General features: G+C 65.3%; 22 protein-coding genes. 10 read left to right on the plus strand and 12 right to left on the minus strand.

Annotated features, from left to right (window positions below; translation table 11 throughout):
- Window position 1: 1 nt before the first annotated feature.
- The 4 genes from NOG11_RS04270 to NOG11_RS04285 form a co-directional block, all read right to left on the minus strand.
- Window positions 2-1,399, minus strand: coding sequence for a hypothetical protein (locus NOG11_RS04270; protein ID WP_256618443.1), 1,398 nt, complete (start codon window positions 1,397-1,399; stop codon window positions 2-4).
- Window positions 1,396-2,148, minus strand: a complete 753-nt coding sequence (locus NOG11_RS04275) for a sensor histidine kinase (protein WP_256618444.1) — start codon at window positions 2,146-2,148, stop codon at window positions 1,396-1,398. Before NOG11_RS04275 ends, NOG11_RS04270 begins: the two co-directional genes overlap by 4 nt.
- A gap of 55 nt (window positions 2,149-2,203) precedes the next feature.
- On the minus strand, window positions 2,204-4,096 hold the full coding sequence (locus tag NOG11_RS04280) for a cation:proton antiporter (RefSeq protein WP_256618445.1): 1,893 nt from the start codon (window positions 4,094-4,096) through the stop codon (window positions 2,204-2,206).
- Between the two features lie 205 nt (window positions 4,097-4,301).
- The gene (locus tag NOG11_RS04285; RefSeq protein ID WP_256618446.1) at window positions 4,302-5,078 is read right to left on the minus strand and encodes an enoyl-CoA hydratase; all 777 of its coding nucleotides are present in this window, start codon (window positions 5,076-5,078) and stop codon (window positions 4,302-4,304) included.
- 179 nt (window positions 5,079-5,257) lie between these two features.
- Between NOG11_RS04285 and NOG11_RS04290 the strand changes: the two genes are divergently transcribed.
- The 5 genes from NOG11_RS04290 to NOG11_RS04310 are packed head-to-tail and all read left to right on the plus strand — an operon-like array spanning window position 5,258 to window position 7,858.
- Entirely contained in the window at window positions 5,258-5,389 is a 132-nt protein-coding gene (locus NOG11_RS04290; RefSeq protein ID WP_256618447.1) for a hypothetical protein, read from the plus strand.
- A gap of 27 nt (window positions 5,390-5,416) precedes the next feature.
- Window positions 5,417-6,367 carry a calcium/sodium antiporter gene (locus NOG11_RS04295; protein ID WP_256618448.1) on the plus strand — a complete coding sequence of 317 codons (951 nt, stop codon included), beginning with the start codon at window positions 5,417-5,419 and terminating at the stop codon, window positions 6,365-6,367.
- Window positions 6,368-6,370: 3 nt separating this feature from the next.
- A complete protein-coding gene (locus NOG11_RS04300; protein WP_256618449.1) occupies window positions 6,371-7,105 on the plus strand; it encodes an SDR family oxidoreductase in 735 nt (244 codons plus the stop codon).
- 4 nt (window positions 7,106-7,109) lie between these two features.
- On the plus strand, window positions 7,110-7,493 hold the full coding sequence (locus NOG11_RS04305; protein ID WP_256618450.1) for a dihydroneopterin aldolase: 384 nt from the start codon (window positions 7,110-7,112) through the stop codon (window positions 7,491-7,493).
- Window positions 7,493-7,858: a 6-pyruvoyl trahydropterin synthase family protein gene (locus tag NOG11_RS04310; RefSeq protein ID WP_256618451.1), complete on the plus strand. Its 366-nt coding sequence runs from the start codon at window positions 7,493-7,495 to the stop codon at window positions 7,856-7,858. Before NOG11_RS04305 ends, NOG11_RS04310 begins: the two co-directional genes overlap by 1 nt.
- Here the strand turns inward: NOG11_RS04310 and NOG11_RS04315 are convergent.
- Both NOG11_RS04315 and NOG11_RS04320 read right to left on the minus strand, forming a co-directional pair.
- Window positions 7,855-9,261, minus strand: a complete 1,407-nt coding sequence (locus NOG11_RS04315) for an alpha/beta hydrolase (RefSeq protein ID WP_256618452.1) — start codon at window positions 9,259-9,261, stop codon at window positions 7,855-7,857. The two genes, NOG11_RS04310 and NOG11_RS04315, sit on opposite strands and share 4 nt — an antisense overlap.
- 55 nt (window positions 9,262-9,316) lie before the next feature.
- On the minus strand, window positions 9,317-10,102 hold the full coding sequence (locus tag NOG11_RS04320) for a thioesterase family protein (protein ID WP_256618453.1): 786 nt from the start codon (window positions 10,100-10,102) through the stop codon (window positions 9,317-9,319).
- A gap of 54 nt (window positions 10,103-10,156) precedes the next feature.
- Here NOG11_RS04320 and yihA point away from each other — a divergent pair, with 54 nt between their 5' ends.
- On the plus strand, window positions 10,157-10,783 hold the full coding sequence (gene yihA / locus NOG11_RS04325) for a ribosome biogenesis GTP-binding protein YihA/YsxC (protein WP_256618454.1): 627 nt from the start codon (window positions 10,157-10,159) through the stop codon (window positions 10,781-10,783).
- Between the two features lie 180 nt (window positions 10,784-10,963).
- On the opposite strand, the gene NOG11_RS04330 is transcribed toward yihA, so the two are convergent.
- Window positions 10,964-11,479: a pyridoxamine 5'-phosphate oxidase family protein gene (locus tag NOG11_RS04330; protein ID WP_256618455.1), complete on the minus strand. Its 516-nt coding sequence runs from the start codon at window positions 11,477-11,479 to the stop codon at window positions 10,964-10,966.
- 242 nt (window positions 11,480-11,721) lie between these two features.
- On the opposite strand from NOG11_RS04330, the gene NOG11_RS04335 reads away from it, so the two are divergent.
- Together NOG11_RS04335 and NOG11_RS04340 are read left to right on the plus strand one after the other, a co-directional pair.
- Entirely contained in the window at window positions 11,722-12,303 is a 582-nt protein-coding gene (locus tag NOG11_RS04335) for a sigma-70 family RNA polymerase sigma factor (protein ID WP_256618456.1), read from the plus strand.
- Window positions 12,296-12,946, plus strand: a complete 651-nt coding sequence (locus tag NOG11_RS04340) for an NrsF family protein (protein WP_256618457.1) — start codon at window positions 12,296-12,298, stop codon at window positions 12,944-12,946. Before NOG11_RS04335 ends, NOG11_RS04340 begins: the two co-directional genes overlap by 8 nt.
- Before the next feature lie 202 nt (window positions 12,947-13,148).
- Here the strand turns inward: NOG11_RS04340 and NOG11_RS04345 are convergent, their stop codons facing one another.
- On the minus strand, window positions 13,149-13,925 hold the full coding sequence (locus NOG11_RS04345) for an SDR family oxidoreductase (protein ID WP_256618458.1): 777 nt from the start codon (window positions 13,923-13,925) through the stop codon (window positions 13,149-13,151).
- A 161-nt stretch (window positions 13,926-14,086) separates the two neighbouring features.
- A complete protein-coding gene (locus tag NOG11_RS04350; protein ID WP_256618459.1) occupies window positions 14,087-14,401 on the minus strand; it encodes a DUF1476 domain-containing protein in 315 nt (104 codons plus the stop codon).
- A 161-nt stretch (window positions 14,402-14,562) separates the two neighbouring features.
- Between NOG11_RS04350 and purC the strand changes: the two genes are divergently transcribed.
- Together purC and purS are read left to right on the plus strand one after the other, a co-directional pair.
- Window positions 14,563-15,351 (plus strand): phosphoribosylaminoimidazolesuccinocarboxamide synthase, encoded by a 789-nt coding sequence (gene purC, locus NOG11_RS04355; RefSeq protein WP_256618460.1) that lies wholly within the window; start codon window positions 14,563-14,565, stop codon window positions 15,349-15,351.
- Window positions 15,348-15,599 carry a phosphoribosylformylglycinamidine synthase subunit PurS gene (purS, locus tag NOG11_RS04360; RefSeq protein ID WP_256618461.1) on the plus strand — a complete coding sequence of 84 codons (252 nt, stop codon included), beginning with the start codon at window positions 15,348-15,350 and terminating at the stop codon, window positions 15,597-15,599. Before purC ends, purS begins: the two co-directional genes overlap by 4 nt.
- 185 nt (window positions 15,600-15,784) lie before the next feature.
- Here the strand turns inward: purS and NOG11_RS04365 are convergent, their stop codons facing one another.
- From NOG11_RS04365 to glmS, 3 genes are all read right to left on the minus strand, one after another.
- Window positions 15,785-16,729, minus strand: a complete 945-nt coding sequence (locus NOG11_RS04365) for an outer membrane protein assembly factor BamD (RefSeq protein ID WP_256618462.1) — start codon at window positions 16,727-16,729, stop codon at window positions 15,785-15,787.
- Between the two features lie 123 nt (window positions 16,730-16,852).
- Window positions 16,853-17,761, minus strand: a complete 909-nt coding sequence (gene lpxC / locus NOG11_RS04370; RefSeq protein ID WP_256618463.1) for a UDP-3-O-acyl-N-acetylglucosamine deacetylase — start codon at window positions 17,759-17,761, stop codon at window positions 16,853-16,855.
- A 118-nt stretch (window positions 17,762-17,879) separates the two neighbouring features.
- Window positions 17,880-19,709: a glutamine--fructose-6-phosphate transaminase (isomerizing) gene (gene glmS, locus NOG11_RS04375; protein WP_256618464.1), complete on the minus strand. Its 1,830-nt coding sequence runs from the start codon at window positions 19,707-19,709 to the stop codon at window positions 17,880-17,882.
- Window position 19,710 lies beyond the last annotated feature (1 nt).

The raw sequence follows: 19,710 nt of genomic DNA on the forward strand, positions 1-19,710 counted from the left end.
GCTAACCGCGGCCCCCGGCAAAGGCCGAGGCCACCTTGGCGAGAAGCGCTCTTGCATCGCCCTCCCCTTCGCTCCCCGTCTGCCTGCTGCCGCCCGGTTGAGCGCCTTCGGGCAGAGCTTGGGGCGTGAAGGCTTGCGGCCAGGGCAGCATGGGGTCGAGGAGTAGCGCCTCACCTGCCCTCAAAGAGCGCAGGGCCAGCTCGATAGCCTCTGTACCCGCCCCTTCCGCCTTGGCGCCGTGGGTGGCGATGCCCGACTGTCCGGACGCGAAGGTTCTAGCGGTGGTGAGGCTGGCGAAATGGGCGGAGGGCTCAGGCGCCTCGCCCATGAGGCGGTCGACCTGATGGGCGGCGAAGAGAACGGGGATGCGGCCGCCGGAGGTCTTGGCGAGGGTCTTGGCGAAGCGCTGGATGATCTTCGCCGCGGGCCGGTGCAGCTCCGGGACGAGGTTGCCGAGCTGGCAGACGGTCATGGGCGGGCGGCCATCGGGCAGGCGGAAGAGGTTCTGCACCACCATGTCGGCGTCGAGCGCGTCGGCTTCCTCGCTGAGGAAGAGAGCCAGCCGGTCGTCCTCGCGCGCGCGGCGAAGCCTGGCGGAGAGCGAAGAGGCCGGCTTGGTATCGTCCTGGCTGGCAGAGCCGATACGATCGAGCTCGGCGATCAGGGAGCGAAGCTGCCCCCCCTGCCCCCTCACCGCCATGCGCAGCAAACGGCGCTCGTCCTCGGACAGAGGCTCCTGCACGGCGCCCAGTACGGCGGCTATCTCGTCCGCGTTCAGAAGACCGATGGGAGCGAGGCCTAAGCTGAGATCGACCACGCTGGCGGCGCCGCCAAAGCTGTCCGTAAAAAGATCGTCCGGGTCGAGGACGATCAGCCTGGCGGGGAAGGAGCCGAGCAGCAGTTTGCGGATGATGAGGGCGAAGAGCGGCGCAGTCTGAAGCGGCTGTCCGGCGATCACCAAGCCGTCGCGCATCAGGTGCTGGAGTTCGAGAGACAGGGGCCGCTCGCCTGCTGCAAGGTTCAGCGGCTCCTTGAGAGCCGCTTCGCGCGCCTCGATGGCCTCGCGCTCGTCCAGCAGCCTGGCGCTGGCTCCGACGCTCGGGCAGGTGACGCGGGCCATGGGGATGCCCGCCTCGAGACTGCCCAGAAGCCGCACCTCGGCGAACACGATCTCGACCTGGCCGGGCTCGGTCAGGCCCGCCGGGGTTTCCATCGCCGCCACCGAGGCGATGATCGGGGTGATCCCTTCGATGGCGATCAGCGTGCCGATGGTCAGGTTGGCGGCGCGCGCCAAGGTCGCAGGAAAGGCAAGGATGGCCGTCTCTGCACTGACCGACGCGACCACGCCCTCCAGGCGGCTGCCGCCCTGGCTCGGAACTGCGCTGTTGGCACCCGTCACGCTGCGCGCTCCTCTGCCAGGGAGGGGCAGAACAAGGACAGCTTGCTGCCGCCTTCTTCAGTCTCTGTAGTAAGCTCGCAGCCGAGACGCTTGACCTGACGGACCAGGTCTTCCTGGTACACGTTCGATGAGCAGCCAAGCTCGTCCACGACTTCGAACGTGACGGTGATACCGGGAAGCTCGCCGCGCTCCGCCCTGGCCGCGCAGCTAATGGCGCGGCGGGCCTTGCCGCCATCGGTGAGGTGGTCGAAGACCAGCCCGAGCGCGCGTTCCAAGTCCTGCGGCGGCACAATCAACGTGGGAAGGACGTCTGCGATGTCCGCGCGACTGACGAAAACGGACTTGGTCCTAGCTGCCAGGACTTCCTTCAGAACGGGGAGGAGATCCGTGCTCGGCTCTTCTTTTCGAGGAGTATCCGCGCCCGCCGCCGCCCGCAGGATGGCGTCGATCCGCTCCAGAAGCACGCCTGCCGAGTTCAGCACGTGATCGAGATACTCCGCTCTCTTCTCATCACCGAGGTCCGGCTGCTCCTTCACGAGGCCGGTGAAGCCGGTGATGGCGTTGAGGGGAGTACGGAGCTCATGGTTGAGGCCGGAAAGGAAGGCGCTCTTCGCGGCGATGGCCTGCCTGGCCTCAGCTTGCGCGACGGTCAGTTCCTGGCGCAGCTCCAGGATGCGCTGCTTTCGGCCATAAGCCGCGGCATAGGCCTTGAGGGAGCGACCGTCTCTCTCTCCTGCCGCCAAACGCATGCCGCACCCTGTTCCTTACCGAGATGGTTCGGGATTAGGGTTACGGCAGGCATACTTAACCGGTCGTTAAGCCAGGAGGAACTGGGTTCTGCTCGAGGATCTCCTCCTTGCGGGCCTTGATCTGGTCCGTATCCCCTGCTGGCTGCGTGCGGCCCTCGGCCACCTCTGGCGGAACATAGGCCAGCACGCGGTCGCCAAGCTTAGGGATGAGGGGGCTGTCCGAGGTCGCAAAGACGATCTGCTCGTCGCGCTCGATCAGCATCATCAGGCTTTCGTCCCCCAGCGCCTCTTTCAGCATCTCCGCCGTGTACTCTTCGGAGACGCGGGTGAGCTGGAAGGCCCAGCCGTTATAGTGGCGCTGCATCAGCTCATCGAGGGAGACCGGCTTGCCGAAGAGCGAGCGGCCCTGAAGCGCGTAGGAGACGGCGCGGCGGTGCTCGCCCGTGCCCTTCGAGGAGAGCTGGAAGGTGCGGGTGCGGTCGAGCTCGTGGGCGAGGTCGGTGCAGACGAGGGCGTTGTGGCTGTCATTGGCCGTCACGGCCAAGAGCGTGTCGTAGCGGACGAACTCCACATGATGCTCGGTCACCTCGGAGAGGATCTCGCCGTAGAACGTCTCGAGCCCGGCGTTCCTGGCCGAACGGAGGGCACGGTAGCTCGAGTCGGAGATGAGGACCGGGATGCCCATCTCGCGCAGCTTCTCGCCCAGGGCCGTCGACCAGGCCGAACCGCCGACGATGAGGAAGCCCGGCCGCCCCGCCTGGGCGAGGCCCAAGGCCCGCGCCAGGGGCGTGATCGAGAAGCCGTGGGCGATGACGGTGGCGAAGACCATGGCGAAGGCCAGCGGCACCATCTTCTCGCCGTCTTCATAGCCGATCTCCACCATCTTGGCGGCGAAGAGGCCCGAGACCGCCACGGCGACGATGCCCCTCGGCGCGATCCAGCCGACGAGCAGCCGCTCCTTGAAGGTGGGGTTGGTGCCGATCATGGAGAGGAAGACGGCGATCGGCCTCACCAGAAGCAGCATGGCCAGCACGAACAAGCCGTCCTGGAGGGTCAGGCTGGTCAGGGTCTCAATGGTGAGGTTCGCCGTCAGGACGACGAACACGCCGGAGACGAAGAGAACGGCGATGTTCTCCTTGAACTGGCGAAGCTGGTTGATCGAGGGCAGCTTGGCGTTGGCCAGGGTTACGCCCATGGCGGTGACGGAGAGAAGGCCGCCCTCCTCCTGAAAGCCGTTGGCGACCGCGAAGCAGACCAGCACCGAGCCGAGCAGCACAGGCGTCTTGAGGAACTCCGGCACCCAGCCCTTGCGGAAGGCCTGAGCTGCGAAAAGGCCCATGATGACGCCGAGCCCGGTAGAGAGGAGCGCGCCCAGGATGAGGCTGCCGATGACCTGGTAGCTCGCCACGTCGACGCCGATATGGGCGATGTGCAGCGTCTCATAGACGAAGACGGCGAGGAGCGCGCCGAGGGGGTCGTTGACGATCCCCTCCCAGCGCAGCAGCGTCGCTGGGCGGCTGGACAGCTTCGCCTGACGCAGGAGCGGCATGATGACGGTGGGGCCGGTGACGACCATGATGCCGGAGAAGAGTGCCGCGGTCTCGAAGGAGAGACCTGCGATCTTCCAGGCGGCCAGGAAACCGAGGCCCCAAGCGATGAAGACGCCGGGGAAGACGAGGCGCCTGACACCGCGCCCGACCTCGCGCAGCTCGTCGAATTTGAGCTGCAGGCCCCCTTCGAAGAGGATGATGCCGACCGCAATGGAGATGAGCGGCTGGTAGAGCTCGCCGAAGCTCTCTTCGGGCCTGATCCATCCGAACACGGGACCGATCAGGATGCCCGCGATGGACATCAGGACGATGGCCGGAAGGTTGAAACGCCAGGCCAGCCACTGGGCGGCGATGCCCGCGAAGCCGATCAGCGTGACGACGAAGACGATGTTGTCCAAGGACGGCTCCAACTCAGAGTGAGCTCACCTCTCCCGCTTGCGGGAGAGGTCAAAGGCTGCGCAGCAGGCTTTGGGTGAGGGGATCGGCGAAGCCGTGGTGATCCAGATGACGACCAGCGTTGCGCTTCGAAGGCCCTCACCCTCGGTCCCTCTCCCGCGGGGTCGGGAGAGGGAGGCGGTACAAGCTATGCCGCGCTTTGCAAACTCAAGCGTCCTTGAAGTTCGGCTGGCGCTTCTCGACGAAGGCTTTCATGCCCTCCTTCTGGTCCTGGGTGGCGAAGACCGAGTGGAAGACTCGGCGCTCGAAGCGGACGCCTTCGGAGAGGGGCACCTCGAAGGCGCGGTTGACGCTCTCCTTGACCATCATGGCGATGGGGCGGGAGTAGCCGGCGATCTTCTTGGCCGCCTCCATGGCGGTGTCCATCAGCTCGGCCTTCGGCACAATGCGCGCGACGAGGCCGCAGCGCTCGGCCTCCTCGGCGCCCATCATCCGTCCGGTGAGGCACATATCCATCGCCTTGGCCTTGCCGATGAACTTGGCCATGCGCTGGGTGCCGCCTGCGCCGGGAATGGCGCCGATGGTGATCTCGGGCTGGCCAAATTTCGCATTGTCCGCGGCGATGATGAAGTCGCACATCATGGCGAGCTCGCAGCCCCCGCCGAGGGCGTAACCGGCCACCGCTGCGATGAGTGGCTTACGGGTGCGTGAGGCCTGCTCCCAGTTGGCGGTGATGAAGTCCTCGGTATAGGCTTCGACGAAGCTCTTATCGGCCATCTCCTTGATGTCGGCGCCGGCGGCGAAGGCCTTCTCCGAGCCGGTCAGCACGATGGCGCTGATCTGGTTGTCCTCGTCGGCCGCCTTCAGCGCGTCGGTCAGCTCGTCCATCAACTCCCTGTTGAAGGCGTTGAGCGCCTCGGGACGGGAGAGCCTGATGACCCGGACACGCTCGTCGGTCTGGACCTCTAAGGTATTGTAAGCCATAGTCTTTTCCATATTCTGTAAGCAGAGCCATGGCCCCGCCAAGCCGTCCGCATAGACCCGCCCAACCCGGCTCGCAACCGCCGAGCCGCAGCCGCGGCCTTTTGCGGGCACGGGCGGGGGTGACGGGGGGCACAAGCGTCGCTATCTGCTCAGCTCGACTTCTCAGATAGGAGTTCTCGATGGAACTGATCCTCGCCGCCGGAACGGGCAACCCGCTCCACATCTTCACCTCGCCGAGCCTTCTCATCATCATCCTGTTCGTTGTGGTCTTCGCGGGCCTCAACATTCTCGAGAAAGGGCGCTGGGACTGAGCCCTCTAGGGACCTGTCCGCCCCTTTATGGCTGAAGCCGCTCTTCTCCTCCTCGTAGGTCTCGTCATTCTTCTCACCGCCGGGGAGTTCCTCGTGCGCGGTGCGTCCGGCCTTGCGGCCATCGCCAAGATACCGCCCCTGATCATCGGCCTGACCGTGGTGGCCTTCGGCACCTCAGCGCCGGAGCTGGTGGTGACGGTGGACGCGGTGGCGTCGGATGCTGCGGGCATCGCGCTCGGCAACATCGTCGGCTCGAACATCGCCAACGTGCTTCTGGTCCTGGGACTTCCGGCTATCCTGCTGCCGATCAGCATGAACGTGCCCAAGCTCCGGCGGCACGGCATTGCGCTTCTCGTAGCCACGGCGCTTTTCTGCGCGATGGTCTACTGGAACGGCAAGATCGGCATGCCGGAGGCCTACGCCTTCACCGGCGGGATGCTGGTCTACTTCCTGATGATGTGGCGCGAAGCGCGCAAGGGCGGCGACGCATCGCTGGTAGCCGAGGGGGAGACGGTGACGGCGCCCAAGCTGCCGTTGGTCCTGCTTTTCACGGCGCTGGGGCTCGTGGGCCTGCCCCTCGGCGCGACGCTTCTGGTCAATAACGGCGAGGCCATCGCCACGATGATGGGCGTGCGTCAGGAGATCATCGGTCTGACCATTATCGCCTTCGGCACCTCCCTGCCCGAGCTTGCCACGGTGCTGGCCGCCGCGTTCAAGAAGGACGCGGATGTGTCGGCGGGGACCATCATCGGCTCGAACATCTTCAACATGCTCTTCGTCGGCGCCGCCGCAGGCTATGTCGGGACGAGCGCCTTCACCGAGACGGCGCTGAGGATCGACCTGCCGGTGATGATCGCGGCGACCCTGCTGATCAGCGGGCTGATCCTCCTCAGGAAGCCGTTCGGCAGGGTGATCGGTCTTCTGAGCGTCATCGCCTATGTGGGCTACATCGCCTTCATCGGCACGGCGGCAGGTTGAGCCATGCGGGCGGTTCTGATCACCGGCGGTGCCATCAGGGTCGGGCGGGCTATCGCCGAAGCTTGCGCCGAGGCGGGATGGCAGCCGGTCATCCACTATAACAGCTCGGCCGGCTCGGCTGAGGAGCTGGCCAAGAAGCTCGGTACTGTGGCTGTCGGCCAGAACCTCTCCCAGGAAGGCGCGGGCGAGAAGCTGATCGCTGCTGCGGTAGAGAAACTAGGTCGACCCCTGACGGGTCTCGTCAACTCCGCCGCGATCTTCGAGCACGATACGGCGGGCGAGGCGACCGAGGAGGCGCTTTACAAGCACTTCCGCATCAACGCCGTGGCGCCCATGATGACCGCGAAAGCTTTCGCCAAGCAGGCCCCGGACGGCGGCGCGGTGGTCAACATCCTCGACCAGAAGCTTTTCATTCTGAACGCGGACCATTTCAGCTATACGGTGAGCAAGCAGGCGCTGCACGGCGCGACCTTGACCATGGCGAGGGCCTTCGCCCCCAAGGTGCGGGTGGTCGGCGTGGCACCCGGCTACAACCTCCCCTCCCCCGGCCAGCCGGAGGAAGTGTTCGAGCGGCTGGCGCCCACGGTCAACGTGCTGGAGCGCCGCCTGACACCGGAAGATGTCGCCGAAACCGTCCTCTTTGCGCTTCAGCACCGCGCCATTACGGGCCAGGTGCTGATCGCCGACAATGGCGAGCACCTCAAGGCGAGCCCGCGCGACGTCATGTTCTCGGAATAATGCCGTGTACCTACCGCCCCTTCAGCAAGGCCACTACACCGTCTTCCTCGAAGACTTGCGCCGCCATGTGAAGCTCGGCGTCCTGGACCATGAAGTGCGCCCGCAGCTCGTCAGCTTCAGCATAGCCGCCATCATCAAGCGGCTAGGCCCCGGTGACGGGATCGAGGATGTGGTGGACTACGACCATCTCCGCCAGGCCGTCATCACCCTGACGGAAGACACCCATTTCGGGCTGCAGGAGACCCTCTGCGAGGCGCTGATCGAGGAGATCGGACGGCATAAAGGCGTGCACGGCGTGGTGGCGGAGACTCGCAAGCTCTCCGTCTACCCCGACGCCGAGGCCGTGGGCTGCCGCATGGAGCGGATCGAAGAGGGGGTGCTTCGCTGATGTACGAGCAGCGCTACCGCTTCTTCTTCGAGGCTGCCCATGAGCTCGGCGGCAATGTCGCGGGCGACGACCACCCTTACGCGCGGGTCCACGGACACAGCTTCGAAGTGCTCCTGATCCTGCGCGGCGAGGAGGTCGGGCCGAAAGGTTGGCTTACGGACTTCGCCTTGGTCCGCGCCGAAGCCGATGACCTGCGCCGCACGCTGGACCACGCCTTCCTCAACCATATCGAGGGGCTGGAAGTGCCGACGCTGGAGAACCTCTCCCACTACATCTTCGAGCGTAGCCGCAAGGCACTGGACAAGCTCGCCGCGGTGGAGGTGGCCCGGCCCTCCCTGGGCGAGAGCGCGCGCTACGAGCCCTAAAAGCCGTTCTCGTCGAGGAAGCGGTACACCGCGTCCTTGGTCTGCGCCGACCGTTCGGGGTCGCGCAGGAAGAAATGGCCGCGATCGGGCTGCGGCAGGAACTCGACCGCAGCTCCCACATCGCGCGCTGCACTGACGAAGGCTTCTGCCTCTTCGAAGGAGCAGTCCGTATCGTACTCGGCGTTGGCCATGAAGATGGGCGGGCCTTCCGGGTTGGGGGCGAAGCGGGGCGAGAGGCGTCTTGCGTTGTCCATGCCGCCGGAAAGGCGCACCGTATAGGGATCGTTGGTGAGGTCGGTACAGCCGGAGATCGCCGCGACCAGGTCCGGCGCTGCCGCGTCAGGTGCGAAGCTGGCCGCCGCGAGGGACAGATGCGCACCCGCCGAGAAGCCCGCCGCCCCGATGCGCTCAGGGTCGATGCCGTACTCGCTTGCGTTCTCCTTCAGCCAACGGATGGCGTCGAGCGTGTCCTCGTAGCTGTCCGGAATGGTGGAGCCGTGGCGCCCCTCGACCCGGTACTCAACCTGCGCCACCGCCATGCCGCGCTCCTTGAACCAGGCGCAGGGTCCGCACCAGTTCCACGAGCCGAAGGACCAGCCGCCGCCATGAAACCATAGCATGGCCGGGCGCGGCTCGCTGGCACCGTCGGGAAGGTAGAGGTGAAGTTCGAGGTCGTGTCCCTCGGCCGTCTTGAACACCTCGATGATGTGCCCTTCGCGTTCGTCCTGATACGCTTCGGTTTGACGGAGAAGCGCGTCCGTCTCCTCCCCCGGACAACTCTTGGCGATCTGCGCAGGCTCGTCCGTCAGGCCGTCCGCTTCGTAGTACTCCAGCCAGTCGGCTAAGGCCTCGCGCTCCAGAAAACAGCGGATTTCATCGTTTCTGAACCGGCGGTTGATCAGGAGTTTGGCCGTCAAATTGCGCGTGCCGTCGTTCAGCCTACCCTTGCGTCGCTCGATGAGGTCGAAGGCGTCCTTGTTCCGCTTACGGACGAGGAAAGAGCTGTACTCTTCAAGGCCTAAAAGATCCGGACGCCCCAGATCGAGCCGCCTCAGATAGCGGTCATAGCCTCGGCTGGGCTCGTAGTCTGGGTGGTCTGCAAGATCGCGGTGATAGTTCGGGTAGAGAAGCCTGCCCACCGCCCACTCGTAGAGTATGCGGGCCTGGTAGCGTTCTGCCGCTTGGTCGTCATCGTAGCGCGGCACGGCGCGGAGACGGGCCTGCCACCGCTCTAGCTCCTCATGCCAAGCATGGATGAAGGCGTCTTCTTCTAGCGTCGCCATCTGCCGGAAGGTCGGGCCGAGCTCTTCCGTCCAGGCCGCCACGACCTCGTCGGCGGTCTCGACTGCCTCCGTAGGCTGAAGGGTGAAGAGGAGGGCTGCGATCAGGGGAAGGACGGTCATGGATGTCTCGTTCGGTCTTATGCCCGGCTTTCAAGGCCTCCGGGTAGCGAAGGGTTCAGGTGAACACCACCACGGACTGGCGGTGGGAGGCGACCGGGCGCAGGCTTCGGTCCCAGACCGTCATCTTCTGGCTGGACCATCCGCCCCCGGCCCATTCGGCCGATGTCTCGACCAGGTACCATCCGTCCTCTGTCTGCGGATCGTCGGATAGGAGATCGACCTGCCAAGTGACCGAGCTGACCGGGGCCGGACCCTCGATAACCGGCGCGATGGCTGGAGGCTGAATGTCGGCGAGGGCGATGAGGGGAAGGATGCCTGCTCGTGCTTCCTCGTCTCTGTGGCGCACCCACCAGAAGCTGCGATGCTCGCCCCTTCCGCTGAAGGGCACGCCGCCGCGGGCGATGTGGATATCGAACTGCGACAGGAAGGCAGGGAAAGACGAGCCGGTGGGTAGCAGCTTGGACGGATCGAGCGGCGGAAGGTCCGGGGGGCTGAGATCGAGATGGGCGATCTTGCTCTCTCTCGCCGCGCCGAACACCAGAAGCGCGCGGGTGGCAAGGCCCGCCTCCGCGCGCAGGTCGGCGGCGACGAAGCTGGTGGATTTGCCCTGACGAAGAAGCTCGCAGGCGATTACCGCCTTCCCCGCCGCCGGCCCGACGAAGCCGATCTGGGCGGAGCGTAGGGGCGGAAGCCCCGAGAAGGCGTTCTGGGCTGCGGCCAGGCACATGGATGCGGTCAGCCCGCCGTAAGCGGTGCGGCCCTGAGACCATTCGGGCGGGATCGCCTGATGGTAGGTGCCGCCCTCTTCCCTCATCGACGCGATCAGCTCGGTGAAACGCACGTCACTCTCCTCCTCGGCCTTTCGCCTTCCGGCTCTGCGTGGCAAGGCGCGGCGATGACCACCCGCCCCTCCCGAAAAGTCTTTACCGGCGAAGCGACCTTCATGAAGGGGGTCGTCGACATTGCCGGGCTACCGCCTGCCGATCTCGGCGAGTTCGCCTTTGCCGGACGATCGAATGTAGGCAAGTCCTCGCTGCTCAACGCGCTGATGAACCGGCGCGGTTTGGCGCGGACCTCGAACACGCCTGGACGGACCCAGGAGGTCAACTTCTTCGACATTGGCGGGCGGTTCAGGCTCGTGGACCTTCCGGGCTACGGCTATGCGCGGGCCTCGCGCAGCAAGGTCGATGCCTGGACGGACCTCATCTTCGACTACCTGACGGGGCGGCCGAACCTGCTGCGCGTCTTCCTGCTGGTGGACAGCCGCCACGGGCTGAAGCCGGTGGACGAGGAGGCGATGGCGCTCCTCGACGAGGCGGCGGTGAGCTACCAGATCGTCCTGACCAAGACCGACAAGATCAAGGAGACCGGGGTCACGTTCCGGCTGAACGAGGTCGGCGAGGCCCTGGCCAAGCGGCCTGCTGCCCACCCGGAGGTGCTGGCTACTTCGTCGGAGAAGAAGCACGGCCTCGATACGGTGCGGAGCAAGATGCTCGAGGCGCTGGAGGGGTGGCGGGGGTAGGTCACTATCGCCTGCCTCTCCCGCCCCGCGGGGTTGGGTGTACACAATCGACGGACCGAGGGTGAGGGTGTTCTGAGCGCAGGTCTTTATGAAGAGCGTTCCAGAACGGCTTCGCCGAGGCCCTCACCCGAAATCGAAGATTTCGACCTCTCCCGCAGGGCGGGAGAGGTGACAAGCGGCCTAAGCCGCATGGCTGAAGGTCACGCCCTTGTGGACGCCGACATCGGGGAGCTGGTCGTCCATCAGGTTCGCCTTGGCGATCTCCCAGCCGAACTTCATCGAGCTGCCGGTGGAGCCCCAGACTTCGCCGTCCTGGAGGTCGTACTGAAGGAGGCAGAGGGTCGGGTCGTCCTGGCCGTCCTTGTACCAGGCGGCAACGATCGGGTTCCAGAACTGGTCGATCTTGGCGCGGTCGTTGTTCTCGCGCAGCGTGCCCTTCACGCAGGCATGGTAGTCGTGATCCTTGCCGACGACGTGGAAATGAGCGGTGGTGTGACCCTTGCGCAGCTCCTCGACGAGCTCGCTGTCGGTCTTGGCGTAGATCCAGAGGCGGTTCGTGCCCTCCTCGTGGCTGGCTGCCATGGGCTGGGCGTGGAGACCCGCATCCATGAGGTGCAGCATGCCTGCGGGGACGTTGTCGAGCTGCTCGAAGAACTGCTTCTCGGGATTGGCTTCGGTCTCTTTCAGGTCAACCATCAGGTGCCTCCTTGTGATGCGTAGGAGGGCAACAGGGCGGCGGAGCAGCCGGTTCCGAGCCGGCGGAAAAGCGAGGCCGCCCGGTGCGTGCGGCGCTGGTCACGGCGATCGGATGGTGCGACACTTTGCCGGTTCGCTTCACAGGGAGCGAAAAGGCGGGCCTCGTGCACCTGACGGAGAGGCCACCTGTAACCATTGCGGAGGCTCGCGCGGATATGGTCACAGAAGACAAAGGTGAAACCATGAACGCCAAGCCCAAGCTACGCGTCGTCGAGGGAAGCGAAGCTCCCCGCTCCGCCACGGACCTGTCCCATCTGGGACCCCTGATGGCGCGTGCTCAGAAAGGCGACAAGCGGGCCTATCAGGAAGTGCTCAAGGCCTGCGACGCCTGGCTGCGCATCTTTCTCGCCCGCCGTGTCGCCCCCGACGCTGTCGAGGACGTCGCCCAGGAGGCCCTGATGGCCCTCCATAAGAAGCGGCATACCTACGATCCCACCAAGCCGTTCGCGCCCTGGTTCGTCGCCATTGCGCGCTACAAATGGCTCGACAAGCTCCGCCGCCACTACCGCGCGGAGGAGGTCGAGCTGGAGGATCAGGCAGCGGTCGGAGGCCATGAAAGCGCAGTCATGTCGAAGATTGTTCTCGAACGCCTTCTGTCTCACATCCCTGAAAACCAAGCTCAAGCCATTCGCCTGGCCAAGATCGAGGGCCACGCCCTCGACGAGATCGCCGAGATGACGGGGCAGTCCCTCTCCTCGGTCAAGGTCCGTATCCACCGCGGTATGAAGCGAATGATGAAACGTCTGGAAGAAGCGAATGCCTAGCTACGAAAACCCCTCCTCTGCGTCGCTGATCGACGGGCTCACGGCGAGCCTCGCTCCGGTCTCGCGCCGCCGCCCGACCCGTGAAGCGCTCATGCTGGCCGGTATCCTGGCCCTGCAGCTGGTCGGCACCTACCTCTTCATCAGCAGCAGCACCTCGGCGGTGTTCACCCACAACCCCACCATGGCCTTCGCCAAGACCGGCCTCTTCGCCGCGCTGACGATCGGTTTTGCCGCCCTCGCCTTCCGCAGCTTCGAGCCCACGGCGCCGCGCCAGAAGAAACTGGCCCTCGCCATTGGCGGCGCGCTAGCTGGGTTCGCGGTGCTGAGCCTCGACCGCAGCTTCGGGGGCAGCGCCCAGGCCATCTTGATGCCGTCGAAGGGGATCACCTGCCTGGTCAGCTCGATCAGCTTCTCCCTGCCGATGTTCATCGGGCTGACCTTCTTCATGCGGGGGGCAGCGCCCACCAGCCCGAAGATGACCGCCCTGTTCATCGGCATCGCCTCGGGTAGCTGGGGGGCCTTCCTCTACGGCCTGCAGTGCCCCTTCATGAACCTGGGCTACGTCGCCCTCTGGTACGGAGGCGCCATCGCCCTCACCACCCTAGCCGCGGCAGCACTCCTGCCGCGGTTCGCGCGTTGGTAGGGAGGGTTATGATTGAGTGGCGCTACCGGCTCGCTACTCGCGAGCCTACTTGAGCGCCGGCTCGACTTCGCTTTCGCTTCGCTCGCGTACTTCGGGGGCAAGGCAGTTCCGCAGTGCGGCTCGCGCGAGCGTGCCGCCTTGCCATTTTTGCGGTCGCGATAAGTCGGCGGTACGCTTCGCGAACCGCCCTACATGATCGAAACTACTTCGATCCCAGCCCACAGGCGGTGATGCCGCCGTCGATGCGGAACTCCGAACCCGTGACGAAGCGGGCCTCGTCCGAGGCGAGGTAGGTGGCCATGGCGGCCACCTCGTCCGGCTCGCCGAGGCGCTTCATCGGGATGTTCCGTACCAGAGCCTTCTCGCCCTCTTCCTGGCTGCCCTTGAGCTGGATCATCGGGTCGAGGATCGGTGTCCGTGTAAAGACGGGATGGATCGAGTTGCAGTTGATCTGGTAGCCGTTCCTTGCGCAGTGGAGCGCGATCGACTTGCCCATCATGGCGACGCCTGCCTTGGCGACGTTGTAGCTGAGGAAGTTGCCGTCGGCCATCAGTCCGGCCACCGACGAGATGATGATGATCGAGGCGGGCGCGTTGTCCTTGAGGTAGGGCATGGCGGCCTGGGTGCCGAGGAACACCGAGTCCATGTCGATGGCGCAGACCTTCCGGTACATCTCGTAGCTCTCGGTCTCGACATTCCCGAAACTGCCTATGCCGGCATTGTGGACGAGGACGTTGATGCCGTCCATCTCCTCCGCCGCTGCCTCCAGGGCCTGTTTCCAGGCGAAGGGGTCGGTGACGTCGTGCTCGATGCCTGCCGCCGCGCCGATGCGCTCGGCTTCCTGGCTCACTTTATCGAGCTGAATGTCCGTGAGCGTTACATCGGCGCCCTCGCGCATGAACATCTCGCCCATGGCCAGGCCGAGCCCCTGGGCCCCGCCGGTGATGAAGGCTTTCTTGCCCGCTAGTCGTTTGGACATGTCGTTTCCTCTAGTTTGTTCGTGTGCGCCTCTCCTCCCCTTCAGGGGGGGTGGCCACGTAGCGGTCGGAGGGGAGTAGCGAAGAAGGACTTTGCTAGTGGATGGTCCCCCTCCGCCCCTCCGGGGCACCTCCCCCTGGGAGGGGGAGGAAGGCCTGTGCCTTACCCCTTGCGTACCTCGTCCATGGCCTTTTGCAGCGCGTCGGTCATCGCCTTGCGGATGTCCTGGTCGCTGATGTCGTTCTTGGGCAGGTCGGCGCGTAGCTTTTCGAAGACGTCGTTGTCGCCGGGCTCCTTGAGGTCGGCGCGGATCACCGATTTGGCGTACTCGTCGGCATCGCCTGCGGTCTTGCCGAGCTTCTCGGCGGCCCAGAGGCCGACATAGCGGTCGCGCTTGGCCTCGACCTTGAAGCGCTTCTCCTGGTCGTGGGCGAACTCGTTCTCGAAGGCCTGCTCGCGGTTGTCGAAGGTGGTCATGGCCGTCTCCCCATCTTGTCACTCACCACTTAGCTAGGCGTCTTCGCGGCGCCGCGAAAGCGCTTTGCCCCGGCTTGTGAGGCGTGTTAGCAGCGCTCGCTCCAAGGCGGAGCCCATCAGGGGGCGCTTCGCCCACCCCTATTGACGATTGAGGAGCCACGATGGCCCGCGGCAAGCAGATCTACGAAGGCAAGGCCAAGATACTCTATGAGGGGCCGGAGCCTGGCACGCTGATCCAGTTCTTCAAGGACGACGCCACCGCCTTCAACGCGCAGAAGCATGCCGTTCTTGAGGGCAAGGGCGTCCTCAACAACCGCATCTCCGAGTTCATCATGATCGGGCTCGAGCGGATCGGCATCCCCACCCACTTCATCAAGCGCATCAACATGCGCGAGCAGCTCATCCGCCATGTGGAGATCATCCCGCTCGAGGTAGTCGTGCGCAACGTGGCGGCGGGCTCGCTGTCCAAGCGCCTCGGTATCAAGGAGGGCGAGCAGCTTCCCCGCTCCGTGGTCGAGTTCTACTTCAAGGACGACAAGCTCGGCGACCCGATGGTCTCCGAGGACCACATCACCGCCTGGGGCTGGGCCTCCCCCCAGGAGATCGACGACATGATGGCCTATGCCCTCAGGGTGAACGACTATCTGTCGGGCCTCTTCGCGGCGGCGGGTATCCGGCTTGTGGACTTCAAGCTGGAGTTCGGACGGCAGTACGAGAACGACATGGTGCGGCTGATCCTCGCCGACGAGATCAGCCCCGATTCGTGCCGCCTCTGGGACCTCGGCTCGGGCGAGATCATGGACAAAGACCGCTTCCGCAAGGATCTCGGCGATGTGGTCGAGGGCTACCGGGAGGTGGCGAGGCGCCTCGGGATTCTGCGCGGTGACGACGCTCCGTCCGGCGAGCCCGGCCCCAAACTGGTCAGCGACAACGGAAAGGCTCCCTCATGAAGGTTCGGGTTCTCATCACGCTCAAGAACGGTGTCCTGGACCCGCAAGGCAAGGCTATCGAGGGGGCGCTTCACGGCATGGGCTTCGATGGGGCGTCGGGTGTGCGCCAGGGCAAGCTGATCGAGCTCGACGTGACCGACGCCTCCTCGGCTGCCGATGCCGAGGAGAAGGCGCGGGCTATGTGCGACAAGCTTCTCGCGAACCCGGTGATGGAGAGCTACACGGTCGAGGTGCTGGACGCGGCCTGAGGGGTCGCTGCCGGTCCGGACGCTAGCTCCCATGCGGGTCATCTCTGCCTCCGGGAGAGATCGACATCTTCGATGTCGAGTAGAGAGCTGAGCTGGCTTTACAGAAAACTCTCACCCGAAGCCTGTGCCATGCAGCCTTCGACCTCTCCCGAAGGGAAAGGTGTGCTTAGTACCGAACCTCGTCGCTAGTCCGCGCCGCCGGGGATGGCCGTCTCGGTAATCTCCGGCCCGCCGGCATCGTTCCTGATCTCCGGGGCCTTGCTGAGGTCGACATCGTCACCGGCGCGGCGGAGCTTCTCTTCCGGGGTCAGCTCGGCCACCTGGTTCCTGCTACTGGCGGCGTTGGCGGCCTGGATCTGCTCCAGCTCCTGACCGTGGCGGCGGAAGGCGCGGTAGGTATCGCGGTACCAAGGGCTACCAGGGTAGTTGTAGCCCAGGATCGCCGCATGGCGCTTCGCCTCGTCCAGAAGACCGAGCTCGAGATAAGCCTCGACCGAGCGGTGCAGCGCCTCCTCGGTGTGGCCGGTGCGCTGGTACTTCTCCAGGACGTTGTTGAAACGTCCTAGGGCCGCCACATGCTGGTTCTGCTTCAGATACCAGCGGCCGATATCCATCTCCTTGCCCGCCAGATGGTCCTGGGTGAGGTCGAGCTTGAGCTGGGCGTCGCGGGCGTATTCGGTCTCGGGGTAGCGGCGGATGACGTCGGTGAGGGCATCGCGGGCCTCACGGGTGATCTGCTGGTCGCGGCCCACATCGCGGATACGCTCGTAGTAGTTCATCGCCTTGAGGTAGTAGGCGTAGCCCGCGTCCTTGTTGCCAGGGTGGATCGCCAGGAAGCGGTCGATCGTGCCGAGCGAAGCCTCCCAGTCGCCGACGAGATACTCCGAATAGGCCGTCATCAGCATGGCTCGCCTGGCCCAGGCCGAGTAGGGGTGCTGGCGCTCGACCTCGGCGAAATAGGCGATGGCGTCGTCGTAGCGGCGCCGTTTGATGGCCTTGGTGCCTTCGGAGTAGAGCTGCTCCACCGGCTGCTCGACATAGGCGAAGCGGTCCGTCCCGGTCCCGTCCGATGCGCAGGCAGTCAGCGTGGCCGCCGCGACGGTAAGAAGTGCAAGACGGAAAAGCTTCATCGAACGAACCCCTTAGCCCCGCCCTGCCGCGGAACACGTAACCCTAGCTCGCGACCTTGTAAGGCCCAACACGCCAGGTTGCAAAGTGAATGCCGGGAAGGGTTGCGCCTTCGGGCCGACGGCTCAGCCGACAGCGGCGATGCGCTCTTCGACCGCCACCGGCGTCAGGGCCTGGGCCAGCATGGTGTTGATGGTGTGGCCCGGCTTGTAGGCGGTGATCTTACACCCCAGCGGTACGCCCATGAGATAGAGATCGCCGATCAGATCGAGCGCTTTATGACGCACGAACTCGCGCTCCATGCGGAGGCCGCCCTCGTTGAGGACGCGGCCCTCGTCGATGACCACGGCGTTGTCGAGGCTGCCGCCGCGGGCCAGGCCGATGGTGCGCAGGTACTCGACATCCTTGAGGAAGGTGAAGGTGCGGGCCGCCGCCACCTCGCGGAGGACCGTCTCGCGGTCGCCCTCGATCAGGATGCGCTGCTCGCCGATGGCCGGGTCGTCGAAGGCGATGGTCACGTCCAGCACGAGGTCCGCGCCGCAACCGTCCTCGAGAGGCTCGGCGGTCAGGAAGGCGTCGCCGAGGGTGACGGTGACCGTATCGCTCGGCTGCACCGGCTCCACAGTCGAGGGGAAGACGAGCACGCCGACGGCCTCGATCGCATCGACAAAGCAGGCGGCGGAGCCGTCCAGGATCGGGATCTCGGGACCGGACACGGACACCTTCGCCTCGGTGATGCCGAGCATGGCGAAGGCCGCCATCAGATGCTCTACGGTGGAGACGGAAGCCCCGTATCCATTGGTCAGCACGGTACCGAGCTGGGTCTTAGTCACAAGATGGGGATCGGCTGGCACGGTCCTTGCAGCCACAGGACCATCGAGGTCAGAACGGATGAAGGAGATGCCCGCTCCGGGCGCTGCCGGTTCGATGACCAGATCGGCGGTCTCCCCCGAATGGAGACCGACGCCTTGAAGCCGAACCGTCGCTCTGACGGTTGCAGCCGCACGTGTGTCGTTGGCTGGTTCGTCGAACATGCCTACACCCTTACTCCCTGCCAGGTTTACCTAGGGTGACGATGCTGCGAATGCGAAGTGACGCTTTGTTTCCCGCTGTTACCGGAATCAAGCCAATCTGACTAAGCCGTGAGAATTGTCACTCTACTGTGACAGACTTGGCCAGGTTCCTCGGCTGGTCCACATCCGTGCCCTTCAGCACCGCCGTGTGGTAGGCGAGAAGCTGGATCGGGACGGCGTAGAGGAGCGGCGCGAGATCCGGCTCCACCTCCGGCAGGATGAAGCTGCCCAGGAGATCCTCTTCGTAACCGGCCCTCGCGGCTCCCTCCTCGGAGGTCAGCAGCAGGCACTTGGCGCCGCGGGCGATCACCTCGTGCATGTTGGAGACAGTCTTGTCGAAATGCTTGTCGAGGGGGGCGATGACCACCACCGGGACATGCTCGTCGATCAGCGCGATGGGGCCGTGCTTGAGCTCGCCGGCGGCGTAGCCTTCGGCGTGGATGTAGCTGATCTCCTTGAGCTTCAGCGCGCCCTCGAGAGCGAGGGGGAAGCTGACGCCGCGGCCGAGATAGAGAACGTCGCGGGCGGGCTGGAGGTGGTGGCTGAGCTCTTCGATGCGTTCGTCGTGGACGAGCACGTCGGCCATCAGGCGGGGTATGCTGAGAAGACCGCGAACGAGACGCTTCTCCTCCGTCGGCGTCAGCGTACCGCGCGCCTTGCCGGCGGCGATGGCGATGGAAGCGAGGGTGGCGAGCTGGCAGGTGAAGGCCTTGGTCGAGGCGACGCCGATCTCGGGGCCTGCCTTGATCGGGAAGATGCCGTCGGCCTCCCTCGCCATGGAGCTCTCGGTGACGTTGACGACGGCGCCGACCACCGCGCCCGCCGCCTTGGCGTCGCGCAGGGCAGCGAGGGTGTCCGCGGTCTCGCCGGACTGGCTGATGAAGAGTGCCGCCGCATTGTCACCATAAGGAACATCGCGGTAGCGGAGTTCCGACGCGATGTCGATCTCGACGGGAAGCTTCGCCCAGCTCTCGAACCAGTAGCGGGCGACGAGCCCTGCGAGATAGGCGGTGCCGCAGCCCGAGATGGTCAGGCGGTCGATGCTCGCAAAGTCGATGGTGCTTGCAGGAAGCTCGACGATCTCGTCCGCAGGCCGCACATAGGTGGCGATGGCATGGGAGAGGATTTCAGGCTGCTCGGCGATCTCCTTGGCCATGAAGTGGCGGTGGTTGCCCTTGCCGACGAGCGCGGCGGAGGCGTCGGACAGGCTTTCCGTTCGCTGAACTTCCGCACCGGTCTGATCGAAGACCGAAGCGCCCTTGGTCGTGAGGATAGCGCGGTCGCCCTCCTCGAGATAGGTGATCCGCCGGGTGAAGGGGGCGAGCGCGATGGCGTCGGAGCCGATCATCATCTCGCCGTCGCCATGGCCGAGGACCAGGGGGCTGCCCTGGCGTGCGCAGTAGAGATGCCCCGGCTCGTCAGCGAAGACGACCCCGAGGGCAAAGGCCCCTTCGAGCTGAGCCAGCGTATGTTCGAAGGCCGAAGACGGGCTGCTGCCCTCGCCCAGCGCCTCCTCGAGAAGCCTGGCGACGACCTCCGTGTCCGTCTCGCTCTCGAAGGAGACGCCGGTTCCGGCTAGCCGGTCGCGCAGGCTGCGGAAGTTCTCGATGATGCCGTTATGGACCACCGCCACCTTGCGGCTGCCGTGGGGGTGGGCGTTATCCTCCGTAGGCCGACCATGGGTCGCCCAGCGGGTGTGGCCGATGCCGGTGGTGCCGGACAGGGGCTCCTCGTCGAGCTTGGTCTCGAGGTTGACGAGCTTGCCCACGGCGCGGCGGCGCTCGACCCCGCCCCCGGTCAGGGCCGCGATCCCGGCGCTGTCATAGCCGCGATATTCGAGCCTTCTCAGCCCCTCGATGAGGCGGTGAGAAACGTCGCGATCGCTGACGAAACCTACGATGCCGCACATG

The organism is Parvularcula maris, assembly GCF_024505085.1.
Lineage (GTDB): Bacteria > Pseudomonadota > Alphaproteobacteria > Caulobacterales > Parvularculaceae > Parvularcula > Parvularcula maris.